At 62.5% G+C, this 17,409-nt stretch carries 17 protein-coding genes; 10 read left to right on the top strand and 7 right to left on the bottom strand.

What is annotated here, in order from left to right:
- The first annotated feature begins 74 nt into the window (after positions 1–74).
- Genes KRZ98_RS21605 through KRZ98_RS21580 form a run of 6 tightly spaced genes read left to right on the top strand, consistent with a single transcriptional unit; the run spans position 75 to position 6,121 of the window.
- Complete coding sequence (locus KRZ98_RS21605) at positions 75–1,199, top strand: acyl-CoA dehydrogenase family protein (RefSeq protein WP_217675269.1); 1,125 nt, start codon at positions 75–77, stop codon at positions 1,197–1,199.
- A gap of 11 nt (positions 1,200–1,210) precedes the next feature.
- On the top strand, positions 1,211–2,395 hold the full coding sequence (locus KRZ98_RS21600) for an acetyl-CoA C-acyltransferase (RefSeq protein WP_217675268.1): 1,185 nt from the start codon (positions 1,211–1,213) through the stop codon (positions 2,393–2,395).
- A gap of 19 nt (positions 2,396–2,414) precedes the next feature.
- Positions 2,415–3,176: an SDR family NAD(P)-dependent oxidoreductase gene (locus KRZ98_RS21595; protein ID WP_217675267.1), complete on the top strand. Its 762-nt coding sequence runs from the start codon at positions 2,415–2,417 to the stop codon at positions 3,174–3,176.
- A complete protein-coding gene (locus tag KRZ98_RS21590) occupies positions 3,176–3,958 on the top strand; it encodes an enoyl-CoA hydratase/isomerase family protein (RefSeq protein ID WP_217675266.1) in 783 nt (260 codons plus the stop codon). Before KRZ98_RS21595 ends, KRZ98_RS21590 begins: the two co-directional genes overlap by 1 nt.
- Before the next feature lie 4 nt (positions 3,959–3,962).
- Positions 3,963–5,126: an acetyl-CoA C-acetyltransferase gene (locus KRZ98_RS21585; protein WP_006966934.1), complete on the top strand. Its 1,164-nt coding sequence runs from the start codon at positions 3,963–3,965 to the stop codon at positions 5,124–5,126.
- Positions 5,126–6,121 (top strand): nitronate monooxygenase family protein, encoded by a 996-nt coding sequence (locus KRZ98_RS21580; RefSeq protein WP_217675265.1) that lies wholly within the window; start codon positions 5,126–5,128, stop codon positions 6,119–6,121. The genes KRZ98_RS21585 and KRZ98_RS21580 overlap by 1 nt, the downstream gene beginning before the upstream one ends.
- A 3-nt stretch (positions 6,122–6,124) precedes the next feature.
- Here the strand turns inward: KRZ98_RS21580 and KRZ98_RS21575 are convergent, their stop codons facing one another.
- Positions 6,125–7,732 carry an alpha-glucosidase gene (locus KRZ98_RS21575; RefSeq protein WP_217675264.1) on the bottom strand — a complete coding sequence of 536 codons (1,608 nt, stop codon included), beginning with the start codon at positions 7,730–7,732 and terminating at the stop codon, positions 6,125–6,127.
- Between the two features lie 460 nt (positions 7,733–8,192).
- Between KRZ98_RS21575 and KRZ98_RS21570 the strand changes: the two genes are divergently transcribed.
- Positions 8,193–8,885, top strand: coding sequence for a CDP-alcohol phosphatidyltransferase family protein (locus tag KRZ98_RS21570; protein WP_006966926.1), 693 nt, complete (start codon positions 8,193–8,195; stop codon positions 8,883–8,885).
- Positions 8,886–9,218: 333 nt separating this feature from the next.
- Here KRZ98_RS21570 and KRZ98_RS21565 read toward each other — a convergent pair whose 3' ends face one another.
- Both KRZ98_RS21565 and KRZ98_RS21560 read right to left on the bottom strand, forming a co-directional pair.
- Positions 9,219–10,637, bottom strand: coding sequence for a porin (locus KRZ98_RS21565; RefSeq protein ID WP_217675263.1), 1,419 nt, complete (start codon positions 10,635–10,637; stop codon positions 9,219–9,221).
- Between the two features lie 107 nt (positions 10,638–10,744).
- Complete coding sequence (locus KRZ98_RS21560) at positions 10,745–11,617, bottom strand: amidohydrolase family protein (RefSeq protein ID WP_254798765.1); 873 nt, start codon at positions 11,615–11,617, stop codon at positions 10,745–10,747.
- Between the two features lie 124 nt (positions 11,618–11,741).
- Here KRZ98_RS21560 and KRZ98_RS21550 point away from each other — a divergent pair, with 124 nt between their 5' ends.
- Positions 11,742–11,891 carry a hypothetical protein gene (locus KRZ98_RS21550; RefSeq protein WP_217675262.1) on the top strand — a complete coding sequence of 50 codons (150 nt, stop codon included), beginning with the start codon at positions 11,742–11,744 and terminating at the stop codon, positions 11,889–11,891.
- 44 nt (positions 11,892–11,935) lie between these two features.
- Here the strand turns inward: KRZ98_RS21550 and KRZ98_RS21545 are convergent, their stop codons facing one another.
- Together KRZ98_RS21545 and KRZ98_RS21540 are read right to left on the bottom strand one after the other, a co-directional pair.
- Positions 11,936–12,511, bottom strand: coding sequence for a hypothetical protein (locus tag KRZ98_RS21545; protein ID WP_217675261.1), 576 nt, complete (start codon positions 12,509–12,511; stop codon positions 11,936–11,938).
- 130 nt (positions 12,512–12,641) lie between these two features.
- Positions 12,642–13,739, bottom strand: a complete 1,098-nt coding sequence (locus KRZ98_RS21540; RefSeq protein ID WP_217675260.1) for an alpha/beta hydrolase fold domain-containing protein — start codon at positions 13,737–13,739, stop codon at positions 12,642–12,644.
- 79 nt (positions 13,740–13,818) lie between these two features.
- On the opposite strand from KRZ98_RS21540, the gene KRZ98_RS21535 reads away from it, so the two are divergent.
- Complete coding sequence (locus tag KRZ98_RS21535) at positions 13,819–14,274, top strand: MarR family winged helix-turn-helix transcriptional regulator (protein WP_217675259.1); 456 nt, start codon at positions 13,819–13,821, stop codon at positions 14,272–14,274.
- On the opposite strand, the gene KRZ98_RS21530 is transcribed toward KRZ98_RS21535, so the two are convergent.
- Complete coding sequence (locus KRZ98_RS21530; RefSeq protein WP_217675258.1) at positions 14,271–15,050, bottom strand: SDR family NAD(P)-dependent oxidoreductase; 780 nt, start codon at positions 15,048–15,050, stop codon at positions 14,271–14,273. The two genes, KRZ98_RS21535 and KRZ98_RS21530, sit on opposite strands and share 4 nt — an antisense overlap.
- A gap of 145 nt (positions 15,051–15,195) precedes the next feature.
- Between KRZ98_RS21530 and KRZ98_RS21525 the strand changes: the two genes are divergently transcribed.
- Positions 15,196–16,104, top strand: a complete 909-nt coding sequence (locus KRZ98_RS21525) for an SDR family NAD(P)-dependent oxidoreductase (RefSeq protein ID WP_217675257.1) — start codon at positions 15,196–15,198, stop codon at positions 16,102–16,104.
- Positions 16,105–16,110: 6 nt separating this feature from the next.
- Here KRZ98_RS21525 and KRZ98_RS21520 read toward each other — a convergent pair whose 3' ends face one another.
- The gene (locus tag KRZ98_RS21520; RefSeq protein WP_217675256.1) at positions 16,111–17,385 is read right to left on the bottom strand and encodes an MFS transporter; all 1,275 of its coding nucleotides are present in this window, start codon (positions 17,383–17,385) and stop codon (positions 16,111–16,113) included.
- Positions 17,386–17,409 lie beyond the last annotated feature (24 nt).

Genomic DNA, 17,409 nt, shown 5'->3' with positions numbered 1-17,409 from the left:
TTATCCGTTCCTCTTGACAAGAAACCCGTGAATAATCAATATACCCGTGAGTATAGAGGGGACGATTGGGTTTTATGCTGACCGAAATCCAGACGGCCATCCGCGATACAGTGCGCAGCTTTGCGCAGGACACGATCCGCCCGCACAGTGTTCGCTTTGAATCGGAAGGCGGCTATCCTCCTGCTTTGTTCGAGGAGATGGCAGGTCTCGGCCTGTGGGGCATGACCGCGCCGGAAAGCTATGGCGGGGCGGAAACCGATGCGGTGTCCTACGCGCTGGCGCTCATTGAACTGGCGGCGGCCGACGGAGCACTCTCCACCATCGTGTCGATCCAGAACAGCATCCTCGTGTCCGGCCTGCTCAAGGATGGCAGCGAGACGCAGAAGGCGCGCTTCCTGCCCGACCTGATCGGCGGGCGAACGATCGGTGCCTTTGCCCTGACCGAAGCCGATGCCGGGTCTGATGCCTCCGCCGTGCGCACCCGCGCGATCAAGGTCGATGGCGGCTGGCGCATCACCGGTGCCAAGCAGTTCATCACATCAGGCAAGATTGCAGGCGTCGTCATGGTGGTCGCCGTGACGGACCCGGACGCAGGCAAGAAAGGCCTGTCGGTGTTCATCGTGCCGACGGATCGCCCTGGCTATGGCGTGGACAAGGTCGAACATAAATTGGGGCAGGGCGCGTCGGACACCTGCGCGCTGCGGTTCGACGATATGTTTGTCGAGGATGATCTGCTGATCGGACAGCCGGGGCAGGGCTATCGCATTGCGCTCGCCAATCTGGAGACGGGGCGGATCGGCATTGCCGCGCAATGTGTCGGCATGGCGCAGGCGGCGCTCGACATTGCGGTCGCCTATGCCAAGGATCGCAAGAGTTTTGGAAAAGCCATCATGGAGCATCAGGCCGTGGGCTTTCGCCTTGCCGACCTAGCCACCCGGCTGGAGGCGGCCCGGCAACTGGTGCTGAACGCCGCGCAGGTCAAGGATGCGGGTCTGCCCTGCCTGACCGAAGCGTCGATGGCCAAGCTGTTTGCGTCCGAAGCCGCCGAACAGATCGTATCGGGCGCGCTCCAGACGCTGGGTGGCTATGGCTATCTGGAAGAATATGGCGTCGCCAAAATCTATCGCGATGTCCGCGTATGCCAGATTTACGAAGGCACGTCGGACATTCAGCGCATGGTCATTGCGCGCAGTCTTTGAAAGGAATGTATATGCAGGACGATCCGGTAGTCATCGCCAGCTATGCCCGCACGCCGATGGGCGGGTTTCAGGGCGCATTGTCCGCGCTCAAGGCTACGGAGCTGGGCGCAGCGGCGGTGAAGGCGGCGGTCGAGCGCGCGGGCGTGTCCGTCGATGCGGTCGATCGCATCTATATGGGCTGCGTCCTGCCTGCGGGTCTGGGACAGGCGCCTGCGCGGCAGGCGGCACTCGGCGCTGGCCTTGGCCTCAACACCGAAGCGACCACCGTCAACAAGATGTGCGGATCGGGGATGCAGGCCGCCATCATGGCGCATGAGGCGCTCAGTTCTGGCGCGGTCGATGTCGTGATTGCGGGTGGGATGGAGAGCATGACCAATGCCCCCTACGCCCTGCCCAAGCATCGCGGCGGCGCGCGCATCGGCCATGACCGGATCATCGACACGATGATGATGGACGGGCTGGAAGACGCCTATGAACCCGGCAAGGCGATGGGCGTGTTTGCCGAGGAAGCGGTGCGCGATTACCAGTTCACCCGCGCCGATCAGGATGACTATGCCATCCGTTCGCTCGAACGCGCCAATGCGGCGATTGGCAGCGGGGCCTTCGTCCGTGAAATCACGCCTGTGACGGTCAAGGGCCGGGGTGGCGATACGATCGTCGATACCGATGAACAGCCGGGCAAGGCACGGCCGGACAAGATCCCCGGCCTCAAGCCCGCCTTCGTCAAGGACGGCACGATCACCGCCGCCAATGCCTCTTCCATTTCCGATGGCGCAGCGGCGCTGGTAATGACGCGGCAGAGCGTCGCAGACAAACAGGGGATGAAGGTCGTCGCCCGCGTGGTCGCAACCGCCGGCCACGCCCATGAGCCGTCGAAATTCACCACGGCGCCGGTCCCGGCGATGCGCAAGCTGCTGGAAAAGGCAGGCTGGTCGGTCGAGGATGTCGATCTGTTCGAGGTCAACGAAGCCTTTGCCGTCGTCGCGATGATTGCGGCGAAGGAACTGGGCATCCCGGCGGAGAAGCTGAACGTCAATGGCGGCGCGACTGCGCTTGGTCATCCGATCGGCGCGTCCGGCGCGCGCATCGTCGCGACGCTGATTGGCGCGCTGGAAACGCGCGGGTTGAAGCGCGGCGTCGCCAGCCTGTGCATTGGCGGTGGTGAGGCGACGGCGATGGCGATCGAACTGATCTGATCGAACAGGAACAAATTTTATGGATATCAAGGGTTTATCCGCCATTGTTACGGGCGGCGCTTCGGGTCTGGGCAAGGCGACGGCAATGATGCTGGCGGCGCAAGGGGCGAAGGTCGCGATCTTCGATCTGAATGAGGAAGCGGGCAAGGCGGTCGCCACCGAACTGGGCGGCATCTATGTCGGGGTCAATGTCGCCGACGATGCCAGCGTTGCAGCAGGACTCGACATGGTGGAAGCGGCGCATGGCGTTGCGCGCATCCTGGTCAATTGCGCCGGGGTTGCGCCTGCGATCAAGACGGTCGGCAAGGAGAATGTGCCCCATCCGCTCGACACTTTTGCCAAGACGGTGACCGTCAACCTGATCGGTACGTTCAACGTCATCTCCAAATTTTCCGCGCGGCTGGCAGCGGCCGAGGAAATTGACGGCGAACGCGGCGTCATCGTCAACACTGCATCGGTCGCAGCCTATGACGGGCAGATCGGTCAGGCGGCCTACAGCGCGTCCAAAGGTGGCGTTGTTGGCATGACCCTGCCGATTGCGCGCGATCTGGCGCAGCACAAGATCCGCGTCATGACGATCGCGCCGGGTATTTTCCTGACTCCCATGCTGGAAGCCTTTCCGCAAAATGTGAAGGACGCGCTGGGCGCTCAGGTGCCGCACCCCAGTCGCCTGGGCAAGCCAGCCGAATATGCACAACTGGTCGAATCGATCGTCCGCAATCCGATGCTGAATGGCGATGTCATCCGGCTGGACGGCGCAATCCGCATGGCGCCGCGCTGATGGACGGGATCGCCTTTGCGATCGAGGACGGAATCGGGCGGATCACGCTCGACCGGCCGGAAGCGGGCAATGCCATCACCCTGCCGTTGGCGCGCGCGCTGCTGGCGGCGGCGATCCGTTGCCAGAACGACGAGGCGATCCGCTGCATCGTGCTGACCGGCAACGGGCGGTTGTTTTGTGCCGGTGGCGACGTGCAGTTGCTGGCCGGGGCAGGCGACAAGCGATCGGAAGTGCTGAGCGAGTTGATCGCGACTTTTCACGCCGCCGTCGCGCGGCTGGCGCGTGCGCCCAAGCCGCTGGTCACGTTGGTAAACGGCCCGGCGGCGGGCGCGGGGTTCAGCCTTGCGATGCTGGGCGATGTTGTGATCGGTGCGCGATCGGCGCATTTTACCGCCGCCTATGGCGCGATTGGCCTGACGCCGGATGGCGGCCTCAGCTGGCTGCTGCCGCGTCTGGTGGGGCTGCGCAAGGCGCAGGACATCATCCTGACCAACCGCCGGATCAAGGGGGATGAGGCCGAAGCGATCGGGCTGGTGACCCGGATCGTGGACGACGAGGCGGTCGCCACTGAAGGGTTGAAAGTGGCGACCGCGCTAGCCGATGCACCTGTCGAGGCGCTGGCCGCCAGCCGCGCGCTGCTTGCAGACAGTTTCGAGACCGGATTAGAGACGCAACTGGACCGCGAATTGCGCAGCATGGCGATGGCAGGTGCCGGACGGGAAAGCGAAGAGGGGCTGAGTGCATTGCTCGCAAAGCGCCCCGCCAATTTTAGAGGAGTTTGAGACCATGGCAGAAGCCTATATAGTAGAAGCCGTCCGCACCGCCGGGGGCCGTGCGCGCAAGGGCGGGCTGATCGACGTACATCCCGCCGATCTGGGCGCGACTATCCTCAATGCGCTGGTCGATCGCACCGGTGTCGATCCGGCGGGAATCGAGGATGTGATCGTCGGCTGCGTCAGCCAGGCGGGCGAGCAGAGCTTTGCCTTTGGCCGCAATCTGGTGCTGGCGTCAAAACTGCCCGACAGTGTCCCCGCCGTGACGATCGACCGCCAGTGCGGATCGTCGCAGCAGGCGCTGCATTTTGCGGCGCAGGCGATCATGTCCGGCACGCAGGATCTGGTGATCGCCGCGGGCGCGGAAAGCATGACGCGGGTGCCGATGGGGTCGAACTATCAACTCCATGCGGCCGCTGGCCTGGGCATCGGGCCATGGCCCAAGAGCATCCAGAACCGCTATGGCGTGGCTGAATTCAGCCAGTTCCACGGCGCGCAGGCGATCGCCAACAAATATGGCTTCACCCGTGAGGATATGGACGCCTATGCCCTCGCCAGCCATGCCAAGGCGGCAGCGGCGATCGACAGCGGCGCGTTCAGGAACGAAATTGTCGGCGTCGAAACCCCCGAAGGCCTGTTCGACACCGATGACGGCGTGCGGCGCGGCGGCACGATGGAGGCGATGGCCAGCGTCAAGACATTGGAGGAAGGCGGCACGATCACCGCAGCCAATGCCAGCCAGATGACCGATGGCGCATCAGGCGTGCTGGTGGCGAGCGAGGCAGCGATCAAGCGCTTCAACCTCAAGCCCATTGCCCGCATCGTCAATCTGACCGTGACGGCGGGCGACCCGGTCATCATGCTGGAAGAGCCGATCCCGGCGACCCGGCGCGCATTCGAGCGTTCGGGCCTCAGCCTCAACGATATCGACCTTTTCGAGGTCAACGAAGCCTTTGCCGCGATCCCGATGGCCTGGCTAAAGGCGATCGGCGCGGACCCCGCCAAGCTCAACGTCAATGGCGGTGCGATTGCGCTGGGCCATCCATTGGGCGCAAGCGGGACCAAGCTGATGAGCACGCTGATCCACGGGCTGCGTGCGCGCGGCAAGCGTTATGGCTTGCAGACTATGTGCGAGGGCGGCGGCATCGCCAATGTGACGATTGTGGAAGCGCTGTAATGGCGATCAGGACGCGCTTTACCGACCTGTGCGGAATCGAACATCCGATCGTTCAGGGCGGGATGATGTGGGTCGGCCGGGCGGAACTGGCCGCCGCCGTCTCCAACGCCGGTGGCCTTGGCATATTGACCGCGCTGACCCAGCCGACGCCTGACGATCTGCGCCGGGAAATTGAGCGTTGCCGGACGATGACCGACAAGCCGTTCGGGGTGAACCTGACCATCCTGCCATCGGTCAATCCGCCGCCCTATGCGCAATATCGCAAGGCGATCATCGACAGCGGCGTCACGATTGTCGAGACGGCGGGGCACAAGCCGCAGGAGCATGTCGACGATTTCAAGGCGCATGGAGTCATCGTCGTGCATAAATGCACGGCCGTGCGCCACGCTTTGTCCGCGCAGCGGATGGGCGTGGACGCCATCTCGATCGACGGGTTCGAGTGCGCGGGGCATCCGGGCGAGGATGATATTCCCGGCCTGATCCTGATCCCGGCGGCGGCCGATAAACTGACGATCCCGATGATTGCCAGCGGTGGCTTTGGGGACGGGCGCGGGCTTGCCGCCGCGCTGGCGCTGGGGGCGGATGGCATCAACATGGGGACGCGCTTTTGCGCCACGGTCGAAGCGCCGATCCATGACAATGTGAAACAGTTTCTGGTCGATAATGACGAGCGGGGGACGAACCTCATCTTCCGCAAGTTCCACAATACCGGGCGCGTCGCCAAGAACAGCGTGTCGGATCAGGTGGTCGAAATTTCGCTACGCGAGGGCGCGGTGTTTCAGGATATCCAGCCGCTGGTGTCAGGGGCCAAGGGCCGGGTCGCGCTGGAGACGGGCAATCTGGACGCAGGACTGGTCTGGGCCGGGCAGGTGCAGGGTCTGATCCACGACATCCCCACCTGCGACGCGCTGACCAGGCGAATCGTGGGCGATGCCGAAGCGATCATCCGGGGCCGGTTGAGCGACATGCTGAGCGGAGAACTGGTCGCCGCCTGAGCCTCATTGCTCGATCAATATGGCAGCATAGGGTTTAAGGTCGCACAGCGCTGCCCCGTTGACAGCAGTCAGGACGCGACCGGACCCGTCAATGTTGGCGGGCCACGCTATCGCCTCACGCGACAGGTTGAACAGGCAGAGCAAAGACTGGTCCTTGCAGGTGCGTCGGAACGCCAGGCAGGCATCGTCGGCAACCAATATGTCGAGCGCGCCAAGGCGAAGCGCCTGATTTGCCTTGCGCAGCGCAAGCATCGCGCGGGTGAACTGGAGCAGCGAGTGGGGATCGCTCTCCTGCGCGTCCACCGCGAGCGCGAGATGATCGTCGCCATGGGGCAGCCAGGGTTCGACGCTGGAAAAGCCCGCCTGCGTGGCGTCAGTGGACCAGGGCAGCGGCGTGCGCGCGCCGTCGCGCGACAGGGTGAGCGGCCAGTTGGCGATCGCTTCAGGATCCTGCAACCGCTCGAACGGGATGTCGACCTGGGTGATCCCCAGCTCCTCACCCTGATAGAGGATGGCATTGCCGCGCAGCGCCATGAGCAGCGCCATCTTCATCCGGGCAAAGGCGGGGCGATCTTCGGGCGCGCACCATCGCGACAGGGCGCGGGGGGCGTCATGATTCTCGAACGCCCAGCTTGGCCAGCCCATGGCCGGTTCGTCGGGCCAGCGGTTGATCGTGTCGGCCACTAGCGTAGGGGTAAGGGTAGGCGCGTAGAGGAAGGTGAAGCCGTAAGCGCTGTTGAGGCGATTGGTCCCGGCGGTATAGGCCTTCATCTCCTCTTCGGCGAGCGCCCCGCCGACTTCGGCGACGGTGAAGATCGCGCCATATTCGTCGCACAACGCCCGGATACGCTCGACAAAGGGGACGACGCCGGGGTGCGACTGGCTGTAGCGCTTGATCTGATAATCGAACGGGCGGGTGCGCGGCGATCCATCGTTGGTGGCGGGGGGATTATCGCGGAAATCGGGATCGTGCATCGCATGGTTGAGCGCGTCGAGGCGGAAACCATCGACTCCGCGATCAAGCCAGAAGCGCATGACGTCGAGCAGCGCGTCCTGCACCTCACCCTTGTGGACGTTGAGTTGCGGCTGGCTGGTCAGGAACTGGTGCATATAATATTGGCCGCGCCGCGCATCCCATGTCCAGGCCGGGCCGCCGAATACTGATTGCCAATTGTTGGGTGGAGTGCCGTCCGCCTTGGGATCAGCCCAGACATACCAGTCCGCCTTGTCGCCGCTGCGGTTGGCCCGGCTTTGAACGAACCAGTCGTGCAGGTCGGAACTATGGGCATAGACCTGATCGATCGTGACCTTGAGACCCAATTCGTGGGCGCGGGCGACCAGCGCATCGAAATCGGCGAGCGTGCCGAAGATCGGGTCGACATCGCAATAATCGGCGATGTCATAGCCAAAATCGCGCATGGGGGAGGTGAAGAAGGGCGATATCCAGATCGCATCCGCCCCCAGCCGGGCAATATGCTCCAGCCTTTGCGTGATGCCGTTCAGGTCGCCGATGCCGTCATGGTTGCTGTCCTGAAAGCTGCGCGGATAGATTTGATAGATGACCGCGCCCTTCCACCAGGGCTGGTCAGCGGTGTCGGCGGCATTGGGCATCGCTGTTCGCTCCGATCAGGACTGGCGGCAAAACTGTGCAGCCGCAACCAGGTCAATCTACACATCGCCAGCGGCAGGTGAAGCCCCGGATGACGCAAGTCACTATTGATGCGATTCGGCGACCAGTCATGGATTTGCTTTCAATAACGGCATGTACCGAGTGAAGCCCGCCCCACCTTCCGCTACGGAAAGCATTACTAATGCAGCAGGTGCATATTTTGCAATCGCGAACAAGGATTTCGCACTTGCAGCAAAGCGCGATTCGGGTGACACAGGAGGTGCCTTTCAGGCATCCTCTCCTAAACTTTCATGGGCTGGTCTTCGGATCGGCCCTTTTTTTGTGCGTTTCAACGACGCCTTCGCGATTGGTCCGGTAGCGACATGTAATATAATGGTCATTTTCGACGACACGAAAGGCCGGGGTGATTGTCACACCGTCATGTGTTCGTCATAAGGCGCCATGACATTGCCCTCCGGCCCATCCTCCCCCCCGATCGACCGTATCCAGCAAAATGTGCTGGCAGCGTCTGAACGCCGCCTTCTCAACTGGCTCTGCGCCCGGATGCCGGGCTGGGTCACGCCCGACATTTTGACCGTGCTTGGCATGGTCGGGGCTTTTGCTATTTTTGCGGGCTATGCCGCCAGCAGCTTGCATGTCCATTGGCTGTGGCTCGCCATTGGCGGCTATGTGTTGCAGTGGTTCGGCGATTCCATGGACGGCAGCCTGGCGCGGTTCCGCCGGATCGAACGTCCATCCTATGGCTATTTCATCGACCATAGCTGCGACGGTCTCGCCACTTTGCTGATCTTGGCCGGGATGGGGGCCAGTCCCTATATTCGCATGGATGTCGCGCTGGTGGCGCTGGCCGGTTATCTTCTGCTGTCGATCCATGCCTATCTGGCGGCGCGGGTGATGGGGGAGTTCAAACTCTCCTACCTGTCCGCCGGGCCGACGGAGTTGCGGCTGATGCTGATCGGTCTGACGCTGGCGATGATGGCGCTGGGTTATGCGCCCGGCCTGTTCGGCGTGATTTCAGGGTTTGACCTGTTTGTCGGCGTCGTTTCCGTGATCCTGATCCTGCTGTTCGTCATCCAGACGCTGGTGACAGCAAAGCGTCTGGCGATCAGCGACGCAAAGGATGCTCGCCGGTAACAGGCTTTACCGACCGGTCATCCATATCACGACAGACTTTCAGCGATGCGGGAGCGATCGTGCCGTTGCCTCATGCACGGCGGTCGATTGCGGAGTATGACCCACGATCAAATCGTTCAGGCGCATTTCATCCTGAACGCCCGATGCAAAAGCAAGGCAAAGCCAGTCCAGACACCGTGCCAGTAACAGCATGGTTTCCTCTCCATTATTTTATTGCGCCGATCATAGCATAATCGCGCGGCGGGAGAAGAGAGATATTGAAACCGCTGGCCTAGGCAGTAACCGGACGGCCTCCGCCACCAGCCCGACCAGCTTTTTTCATGACGGACCCGATCAATAATTCCACTGCACCTGCGTGCGGATCAGATTGCCTTCGGCGCGGCCGGTGCGGCGTTCATCGGCTTCGGCACGCTTCATGCGGGCATAGGCCATGGTGATTTCCAGCGCTTTCCATGGCTGCCATTCCAGCCCCAGTTCAAATTCGTCGGTTTCCAGACGCGGGGCGTTGGTTCCGGCCTTCCATCCGCCGCGATAATGCTGCCAGCGGCCATAGGGCATCAGAGGCCCCATGTTTTCGGTCGGCAGGCGCAACATCGCCTGGACATAGCCGCCCTGAAGATTCTTGGTCTGGATCGATTGCGTCGCGACATCATATTCCGGCCCCTTGCCCCAATTCCATTCGGCCTGGATACCGAATGGCTTGGGATAAAGCATGGCGTGGATGCCGACGCGCTTTTCCTTGAAGGTCACCGGGCTGACGCCGCCGGTGCGCAGTTCGGGCTGGACGTCGTTCAGCATCGCCGATCCGCCAAATTCCACGACCTGATCGCCAATCTCGAACGGCCATGTCGCCAACGCAACCTTCATCAGACCGCGATTCTGCTCGGTCTTGTTGATGCCCTGACCGTTGAACACGCCAAAGCCGAAAGCCCCGTAATTACCGAACAGCTTTTGCCCGTCATGCGCCAGATCGTCCCAGATTTTCTGGACCGCAGGCGGCGTATAATAGGCAACCACGCCCAGGTCGCGCTCACCCGGAACGGCGCTGTTGATCGCGTCGCTGCGGTCCAGCGTCAGCCGGTTGGAGGATGACTGCATATTTTCCCAGCCATAGGGAACCTTGGACTGGCCAAAGCGCATACGGACGGTCTTGGCCTTGTCGAGGAACACGTCGGCATAGGCATCGCGCAACTGGCCAAAGCCTTCTCGCCGTTCGGTGCCTGCCTGATTGCTGACCGCCGTGGCGAAATCGGGCTGGAGATAGAGCGAGACGCGATCCGAAATATCCCCCTGAATGACGAGGCGAACACGGCGGAGCGAAAAGCTGCCCCGGTCTGAAATGCCGCTGTCATGTACCGAACGCAACCGGGACATGCCAGCAGGCGCTGTGTCGTCACCCGAAAGGAAGGCGTTGTAGCGCATCTGGGTGTAGCCGCGCAGGCTGAGCTTTTCGTACCAGGCCTTGGACTTGGCCGGTGCGGCAGCGGGCGCAGCCGTGGGGGCCGATGCCAGCACGACTGGCGCGGTCGACGAAGTTGTCGCCGGAGTTGCCGACTGCGGCGGCACCTGCGCGACGACGGGCGCAGCCTGGTTCTTGCTGGCAGCGAGCGCGGAGACGAGCGCCTGGACCTGTGCTTTCAACTCGTCAATCTGCGTTTGCAGCTGCTCTACCGTCTGGGCCTGTGCCGCTTGCGGCATGAGCGCCAGCAGGCTGACCGCCAGGCCCGTCTGAATATGTTTCGATCCGATCATTTGCTCGCCCTTCGTCTGTCCGGGGCGCGTTTATGGCGATTCGATGACAGCTATATGACAGCGATAGACTTGATTCTGTAACAATCCAGCCATCGGCGATTTGTAATTCAGCCAAGGCCTAGCAGCCCGACCGCATTATCTTTCATGATCAGCGGCAGCACATCTTCGCGAAAACCTGCCTCGCGCGCGGCGTCGATCCATTTTTCCGGGCGAATGAGCGGCCAGTCCGACCCGAACAGCATCTTATGTTTCAGTTGCGTATTCGCGTACTGGATCACCTGCTTGGGAAAATACTTGGGCGACCAGCCCGACAGGTCCATGAACACATTATCCTTGTGCAGCGCCATCGACAGGCTTTCGTCGGTCCAGGGCCAGCTGGGATGGGCCAGGATGATTTTCATGTCGGGGAAATCGACCGCGACATCATCCACCAATATGGGCTGGCCATATTTCAGGCGCACGCCGCCACCGCCCTTCATCCCTGTTCCCATGCCCGAATGGCCGGTGTGGAAGATGGCCGGCAGTCCATGTTCCGCGATCACTTCATAGATGGGATAGGCGACCCGGTCGGCCGGGTGGCAATCCTGCATGATGCCGTGGAATTTGAAGCCCTTGACCCCATGATTTTCAACCAGATCGCGCGCTTCCCGCGCACCAAACTTACCCTTGCGCGGGTCGATCGAGGCGAAGGGAATGACGATATCGTCATGTTCGGCGGCGATATCCGCCACTTCGTAATTGCTGATCCGCTTGGCCCCGATGCCGCTTTCGCAATCGATCGTGAACAGACAGAAGGCAATATTCTGCGCGCGATAATAGGCGATGGTTTCAGGGATGGTCGGGCGTTTCCGGTCCGTCCTGAAATAGGCAGACGCTGCGTCGAAAAATTCGGCCATCACCGGGTCTTCGGGATCGTGGCAGGATAGTTCGGCATGGACATGCACGTCGATGGCCAGGATTTTGGACGGATCAATCGACATGGGCGGTTTCCAGTGCTTTATCTTCATTGGCGTGGTGGATGACATAGGCGCGGATGTCGTCAATTTCTGTCGCACTGAAGATCGGCGCGAAGATGACCATGCCTCCATCCTTTAGCGCGCCATCATGCACGACCTGCTTCCATATGTCGGCATCATTCAGCGTGCCGCCGTGACGCAGGACAGGGACGATGCCGCCCCGACCGCCGCGACGAAATCCTCGCCGATTTCCGCCCCTATCCGGCGGATGCTGCCACGACCAGCCGGTCGGCTTTGAGAAGATGCGGCGGGAGCGTTACGCCAAGGCGCGGAACGGCGTAATCAGGCCGCGAACAAATCACCCTGTCGTGGGCGGGTTGGCGGTGCGGCGGTCTGACGCGGTGCACCGACCAGTACGCGTGCGCGCCCAGTCAACGTATAGACCGCCTGCCGCTGCGCACCGCGATTGAGGTGATCGACGCGATAGCCCTGATAATGGCGCTTGAGCAGACCGGCCTTCACCAGTTCGGACGCTGCTCGGCTGAGGTTGGTCTTGCCTGATGCGCGCACCCGCGCTCGCACCTCATCCTGCACCAGCGACTGATCCGCTGTCGCGTCCCCGGTCAGTCGTTCATCCTTGCGCAGTTCCTCGCGTACCCGCTCGACCAGCGCCATCCGTCGGGGATCGCGATGCCCCATCGGGATCAGCGCGTCGCACAGCCAGTCACGTAATGGGACCAGCGCCTTGCCCACCCGAACCATCGGCCCCGCGCTGCCATCAGGCTTGGCGACGTCCGCGATAAGGGTCAGCAGCATGAAGGCGTAGCGGGGGCGTGAGCAGCAATGCGACAATTGGTCGAGCAGCAGCGACAAATCGCTGCCACCGGGAATGCGGGAGGAGACGGGCGCATGAAACATATCGTGAATCAAGCATAGTCTACCCGGCTTGTGAATCTCCTATTTCCGCCGAGTCGCACTTTGTCGTCCGTGACACTTTGCCAGCCGGTAAAGTGTCGCGGGGGAACCTTTGCCGGCGCACGATTAAGGCTTAACGCTTCAACTTCAGATATTGTGTGAAGAAGCGCGCCATCACGTCGAAGGCTTCGCGCGATTCAGGCAAGGCTGGATCGTAGAAGAAGGCGTGGCCGAGGCCATCCCAGACATGCAGGTCCGCATCGACCCCGGCCTTCACCAGCTCCTTATGCGTGTTGACTGCTGCGCTCATCTCGAAGGCGCGGGTGCCGGTGATCACCAGCGTCGGGGGAAACTGCGCCAGCGTCGCGGGCGATGTAATGGGTGAAACGATCGGATCAGCCAGGTCGGCATCCTTGAAATAGCCGCGACTATCCTCCCGTTGCGCCAGCGCCTGGAATGGCCGTCCAAACGCCTGACTGTCGCCGCCCCAGCGTGCGTCGGCCGATGCGCAGAAGATGCCGATCGCGGCGGGCAGGGGCAGCTTGTCGCGGATCAATGCTGCCATGGTTTCGGCAGTCAGCAGGCCGCCTGCCGAACAACCGAATATGGCAATATCCTGCGGCTTGTGGGTCTTGAGCAGATCGCGATAGACGGCCAGCACATCCTGCGTTGCTGCGGGATAGGTGAACTCTGGTGCCTGCCTGTAGGTGATGCTGACAATCTCCAACCCGGCCAGTCCGGCCAGCGGAATCGATTCGAGCATCCCGGTGCCCGTCGCCGCCCCCATGATGAAGCCGCCGCCGGGCAGGTTGAGCAAGATCTTGCCGCGATTGGCCTTCGCCACGCCCCCCACCGGCGTCGCGCGGACGGCGGGGATGCCTGCAATCAGCTCGTCGCGGGTCGTGACCCCATATATTTGCTTGAGCGCATCGAGACGGGGCGCCATGATTTGCGGCATCCGCGCACGCAGCGCCCCGGCCTGCCCCGCGGCGACCGCGCGCATCATCGGCTCTTCAGGATCGGATGGGGTGCGGGGCAAGGCCTTCTTTGCAGCGTCGCTCAGATGGACAGACGGTGGCAGGCGGAAGGAGGGGACGACCACCGTGCCATCCGGTTCTATCGTGCCGGGACCAGCCAGTATGGGCGGCGTCTGGGCAATGGCCATGGCGGGCAGCGCGCAGGCCGCTACGCTCAGGGCCAATCCGCGCAAGCTGGACAGTGAGCCGTACATAGGAATCTCCTCAACAATTTATATTATGAAACATAATATGCAGGGTTGAGGGCCGGACGCAAGCGCGTTATCGCGGCCTATGTCCAACTCACTGTCGCCTTCACCCGAATTGGTCGATCCGCTCGACCCGCTGATCGGCTATCACCTGCGCCGCACCACCGTCGCGGTGACAGCGGCGCTGGCCGACCTGCTCCAGCCATTGGGGATCAATGTGGGGGAGGCGACGCTGCTATTGTTCCTGGGTGCCAATCAGGGCTGCACCCAAAGCGACATCGGCCGCGCGCTGCGCGCCCAGCCGGCCAACCTCGTGCCGCTGATCAACAAGCTGGCGCTGCTCGGCGTGCTGGACAAGCAGCCGGGCAAGGGGCGGGCGATCACCCTGTCGCTGACAGTTGACGGCGAACGGCTCCACGCCAGTGTGAGCGAAGCGTTCGAGCGTCATGAAAGCCGGATCGGCCGATCGATTCCGGCCGAGCGTCGCGACGAAGTGCTCGCGCTGCTGCGCCAACTCTGCCGCGATGCCTGCCACCCTTAGGCTTCAGCTTCGACCCATGTGGTGGTCAGCGCGCGGGGTGAGAGATATTTGGTGGTCGTCCAGCCGCCATCGACCACGATCGTCTGCCCGTTGATGAAGCCCGCGCCCGGCGAACAGAGGAAGGCGATGGTGCTGGCAATATCCTCGACCTCACCCAGCCGGGGAAAGGGCGTCGTCTCGACATTCACCCGCTTGAACATCTCATCCTCGAACCGGTGCCGCACCATGTCGGTCATGGTGACGCCGGGCGCGACGCAATTGGCGCGGATCCCGCGCGGGCCATAGTCACAGGCGATATGCTGGGTCAGCGCGCCCAGCCCACCCTTGGCCGCCGAATAGGCGCCGCCGCGCCGCCCGCCGATCATCGCATAGGTGGAACTGACATTCACGATGCCGCAGCCCTCGCCCATATGGCCGATGACTTCGCGGCACAGGCGGAACGGCGCGCGCAGCATCAGCCCCAGAAAATAGTCGAGCGTCTCGTCGTCCGTCTCGTGCAGCGGCTTGGGACTGCCCGCGCCTGCATTGTTGACCAAAAAGTCGATGCGGCCAAAACGCTCCAGCGCCAATGCCACGATCTGCGCCGGGGCGTCGTCAGCGGTGATGTCCACCGAGAGCGTCGCCACCCGCGCCGGGTCATCAATTGCCTGCTCCAGCGTCGCCAGCTTGTCTACGTCGCGGCCCACGCCGACGATCGCCATGCCCGCCTCGGCCAGCATCTTGGCGGTGGCCAGACCAATGCCGCTGCCTGCCCCGGTGATGATCGCAACCTGCATCGTTCATTTCCCTATTATCCTGCCTTGCGCCTTTCATATCCGCCTTCCGCACCCACCGCGAACCGCTGGAGCGATGCCTTATGTTGTCGGCTTGAACCGGTGCGAGCGAGGGTTCACCCACGGGGCAATATCAAGGAGCATCGCCATGGCAGACTATCGTTTTGACGATCGCGTTGCGGTCATCACCGGCGCGGGCAGGGGGCTGGGCCGTGCCTATGCGTTGCTGCTGGCAGCGCGCGGGGCCAAGGTGATCGTCAATGATCCGGGTGGCGCGATCCGGGGAGAAGGGGGCGACGATGGCCCCGCTGCCGACGTCGTCGCGGAGATCAGGGCGCTGGGTGGCGAAGCCGTCGCCTGCACCGAATCGGTCGCCACGCCCGAAGGAGGCCGCGCCATCATCGACTGTGCGCTCGACCATTATGGCCGCATCGACACGTTGATCCATAATGCGGGCAATGTCCGCTACGGATCGATGAAGGAACTGAGCCAGGAAGATTTCGATGCCGTCCTCGACGTCCATCTGCGCGGTGCCTTCCACGTCACCCGGTCTGCCTTCCCGATCATGTGCAAGGCAGGCTATGGCCGGATCGTGCTGACCTCCTCGATCGGCGGGATCTACGGCAATGAAAATTGCGTCAATTATGGCATGTCCAAATCGGGCATGATCGGCCTCAACAACATTTTGGCGCTGGAGGGGGAGGCCGAGGGCGTCCGCTCAAACATCATCGTGCCGGGCGCGGTTACCCGAATGGCCGAAGGAATCGACGTGTCGGCTTACCCGCCGATGGGACCGGAACTGGTCGCGCCGGTCGTCGGTTGGCTGGCCCATGAAAACTGTTCGATCACCGGGCAGATGCTGGCGTCGATGGCCGGGCGGGTCGCGCGGGTTTTCATCGCCGAAAGCCAGGGCGTCTATCAGCCCGACTGGTCGATCGAGGATGTCGGCGAACGGATCGACGCGATCATGGACAGCGCCGATCCGGTAACGTTCGGCCTGCACGGCCATGTCGATCATATCCGCTACAGCTTCGGACGCGCCGTCGCGGGGAAATAGGGTCAGCTAAATGGTGCTGACCCGTTCCAGCCGAGGCGACAGCAGATGGACGGCGCCAAGCGCGACGAAATAGGCGCTGCCCGCCACTGCGAAGAGCGGGGTGTAGCTACCGATGCCGTCGAGGATGTAGCCGGCATATTTGGCCATCACCATGCCGCCGATCGCCCCGACAGTGCCGCCGATTCCGACGACCGATCCCACCGCGCCGCGCGGGAACAGGTCCGACGGCAAAGTATAGAGATTGGCCGAAAAGGCCTGATGCGCGGCGGTGGCGATGCCGATAACCAGCACGGCGAGCCAAAGATTGTCGATCGACTGGGCAAAGAAGATCGGCAGCACGGCGCAGGCGCATAGCAGCATGGTCAGCTTGCGCGCTGCATTGACGCTCTTGCCCGCCTTCATCAGGCGTCCGGACATCCAGCCGCCAAAGATGCTGCCGCCATCGGACAACAGGTAGATCGCCACCAGCGGCGGGCCGAAGCTGATGAGGTCGAGGCCATAGCGCGTGCCAAGATAGCCCGGCAGCCAGAAGAGGAAGAACCACCAGATGGGATCAATGCAGAATTTGCCGATCGCATAGGCCCAGGTTTCCTTGACGGTGACCAGCCTGCCCCAGCCGATCGGTTCGACCGGGTCGGCTGGGTCCTGGCGGATATAGGCCAGTTCCTCCGCCGACACTTTGGGATGCTGGTCGGGGCTGCGATAAAAGATCAGCCAGGCGATCAGCCAGACGATGCCGAAAATGCCGGTCGCATAGAAGGCGACGCGCCAGCCATAGGCGACGGTCAGCCATGGCACGAGCAGCGGGGTGATGATCGCGCCGATATTGGCCCCGGCGTTGAACAGGCCGATTGCAAAAGCGCGTTCCTTTTGCGGGAACCATTCGGTCACCGCCTTGATCCCAGCTGGGAAATTGCCCGATTCACCCACGCCCAGACCAAAGCGCGCCATGGCAAACTGAGTCACGCCATGCACGCCGCCATGGGCCATATGGGCGATGGTCCAGATGGTGACGGCGATGGCATAGCCAAAGCGCGCACCGATGAGATCGACCACCCGGCCAAAGCCCAGATAGCCGACCGCATAGGCCGCTTGGAACCAGAAAACGATGTTGGCATAGTCGGTTTCCGACCATTGCATTTCGGCCGACAAAGTAGGCTTCAACACACCGATCATCTGTCGGTCGACATAGTTGATCGCGGTCGCCGCGAACAACAGCGCCACCACCACCCAGCGATAGCGCCCGACCGGCGGACCCTGCACCCCTGCTTCGTTCATCATCCTGGCTCCTATCTGGCTTGGTCG

It is taken from the genome of Sphingobium sp. AS12, assembly GCF_019097845.1.
Classification (GTDB): Bacteria; Pseudomonadota; Alphaproteobacteria; order Sphingomonadales; family Sphingomonadaceae; genus Sphingobium.
This window is presented reverse-complemented; position numbering and strand designations above follow the sequence as displayed.

Coding starts and splice junctions, on each gene's coding strand:
- KRZ98_RS21560 (WP_254798765.1), bottom strand. CDS start 11,617: ATGTCGATTGATCCGTCCAAAATCCTGGCCATCGACGTGCATGTCCAT.
- KRZ98_RS21530 (WP_217675258.1), bottom strand. CDS start 15,050: ATGCAGGTTGCGATCATCACCGGGGCAGGCAGCGGCATTGGTCTGGCC.
- KRZ98_RS21605 (WP_217675269.1), top strand. CDS start 75: ATGCTGACCGAAATCCAGACGGCCATCCGCGATACAGTGCGCAGCTTT.
- KRZ98_RS21600 (WP_217675268.1), top strand. CDS start 1,211: ATGCAGGACGATCCGGTAGTCATCGCCAGCTATGCCCGCACGCCGATG.
- KRZ98_RS21550 (WP_217675262.1), top strand. CDS start 11,742: ATGCACGACCTGCTTCCATATGTCGGCATCATTCAGCGTGCCGCCGTG.
- KRZ98_RS21570 (WP_006966926.1), top strand. CDS start 8,193: ATGACATTGCCCTCCGGCCCATCCTCCCCCCCGATCGACCGTATCCAG.
- KRZ98_RS21575 (WP_217675264.1), bottom strand. CDS start 7,732: ATGCCCAATGCCGCCGACACCGCTGACCAGCCCTGGTGGAAGGGCGCG.
- KRZ98_RS21520 (WP_217675256.1), bottom strand. CDS start 17,385: ATGATGAACGAAGCAGGGGTGCAGGGTCCGCCGGTCGGGCGCTATCGC.
- KRZ98_RS21540 (WP_217675260.1), bottom strand. CDS start 13,739: ATGTACGGCTCACTGTCCAGCTTGCGCGGATTGGCCCTGAGCGTAGCG.
- KRZ98_RS21565 (WP_217675263.1), bottom strand. CDS start 10,637: ATGATCGGATCGAAACATATTCAGACGGGCCTGGCGGTCAGCCTGCTG.
- KRZ98_RS21545 (WP_217675261.1), bottom strand. CDS start 12,511: ATGTTTCATGCGCCCGTCTCCTCCCGCATTCCCGGTGGCAGCGATTTG.
- KRZ98_RS21590 (WP_217675266.1), top strand. CDS start 3,176: ATGGACGGGATCGCCTTTGCGATCGAGGACGGAATCGGGCGGATCACG.
- KRZ98_RS21580 (WP_217675265.1), top strand. CDS start 5,126: ATGGCGATCAGGACGCGCTTTACCGACCTGTGCGGAATCGAACATCCG.
- KRZ98_RS21595 (WP_217675267.1), top strand. CDS start 2,415: ATGGATATCAAGGGTTTATCCGCCATTGTTACGGGCGGCGCTTCGGGT.
- KRZ98_RS21525 (WP_217675257.1), top strand. CDS start 15,196: ATGGCAGACTATCGTTTTGACGATCGCGTTGCGGTCATCACCGGCGCG.
- KRZ98_RS21585 (WP_006966934.1), top strand. CDS start 3,963: ATGGCAGAAGCCTATATAGTAGAAGCCGTCCGCACCGCCGGGGGCCGT.
- KRZ98_RS21535 (WP_217675259.1), top strand. CDS start 13,819: ATGTCCAACTCACTGTCGCCTTCACCCGAATTGGTCGATCCGCTCGAC.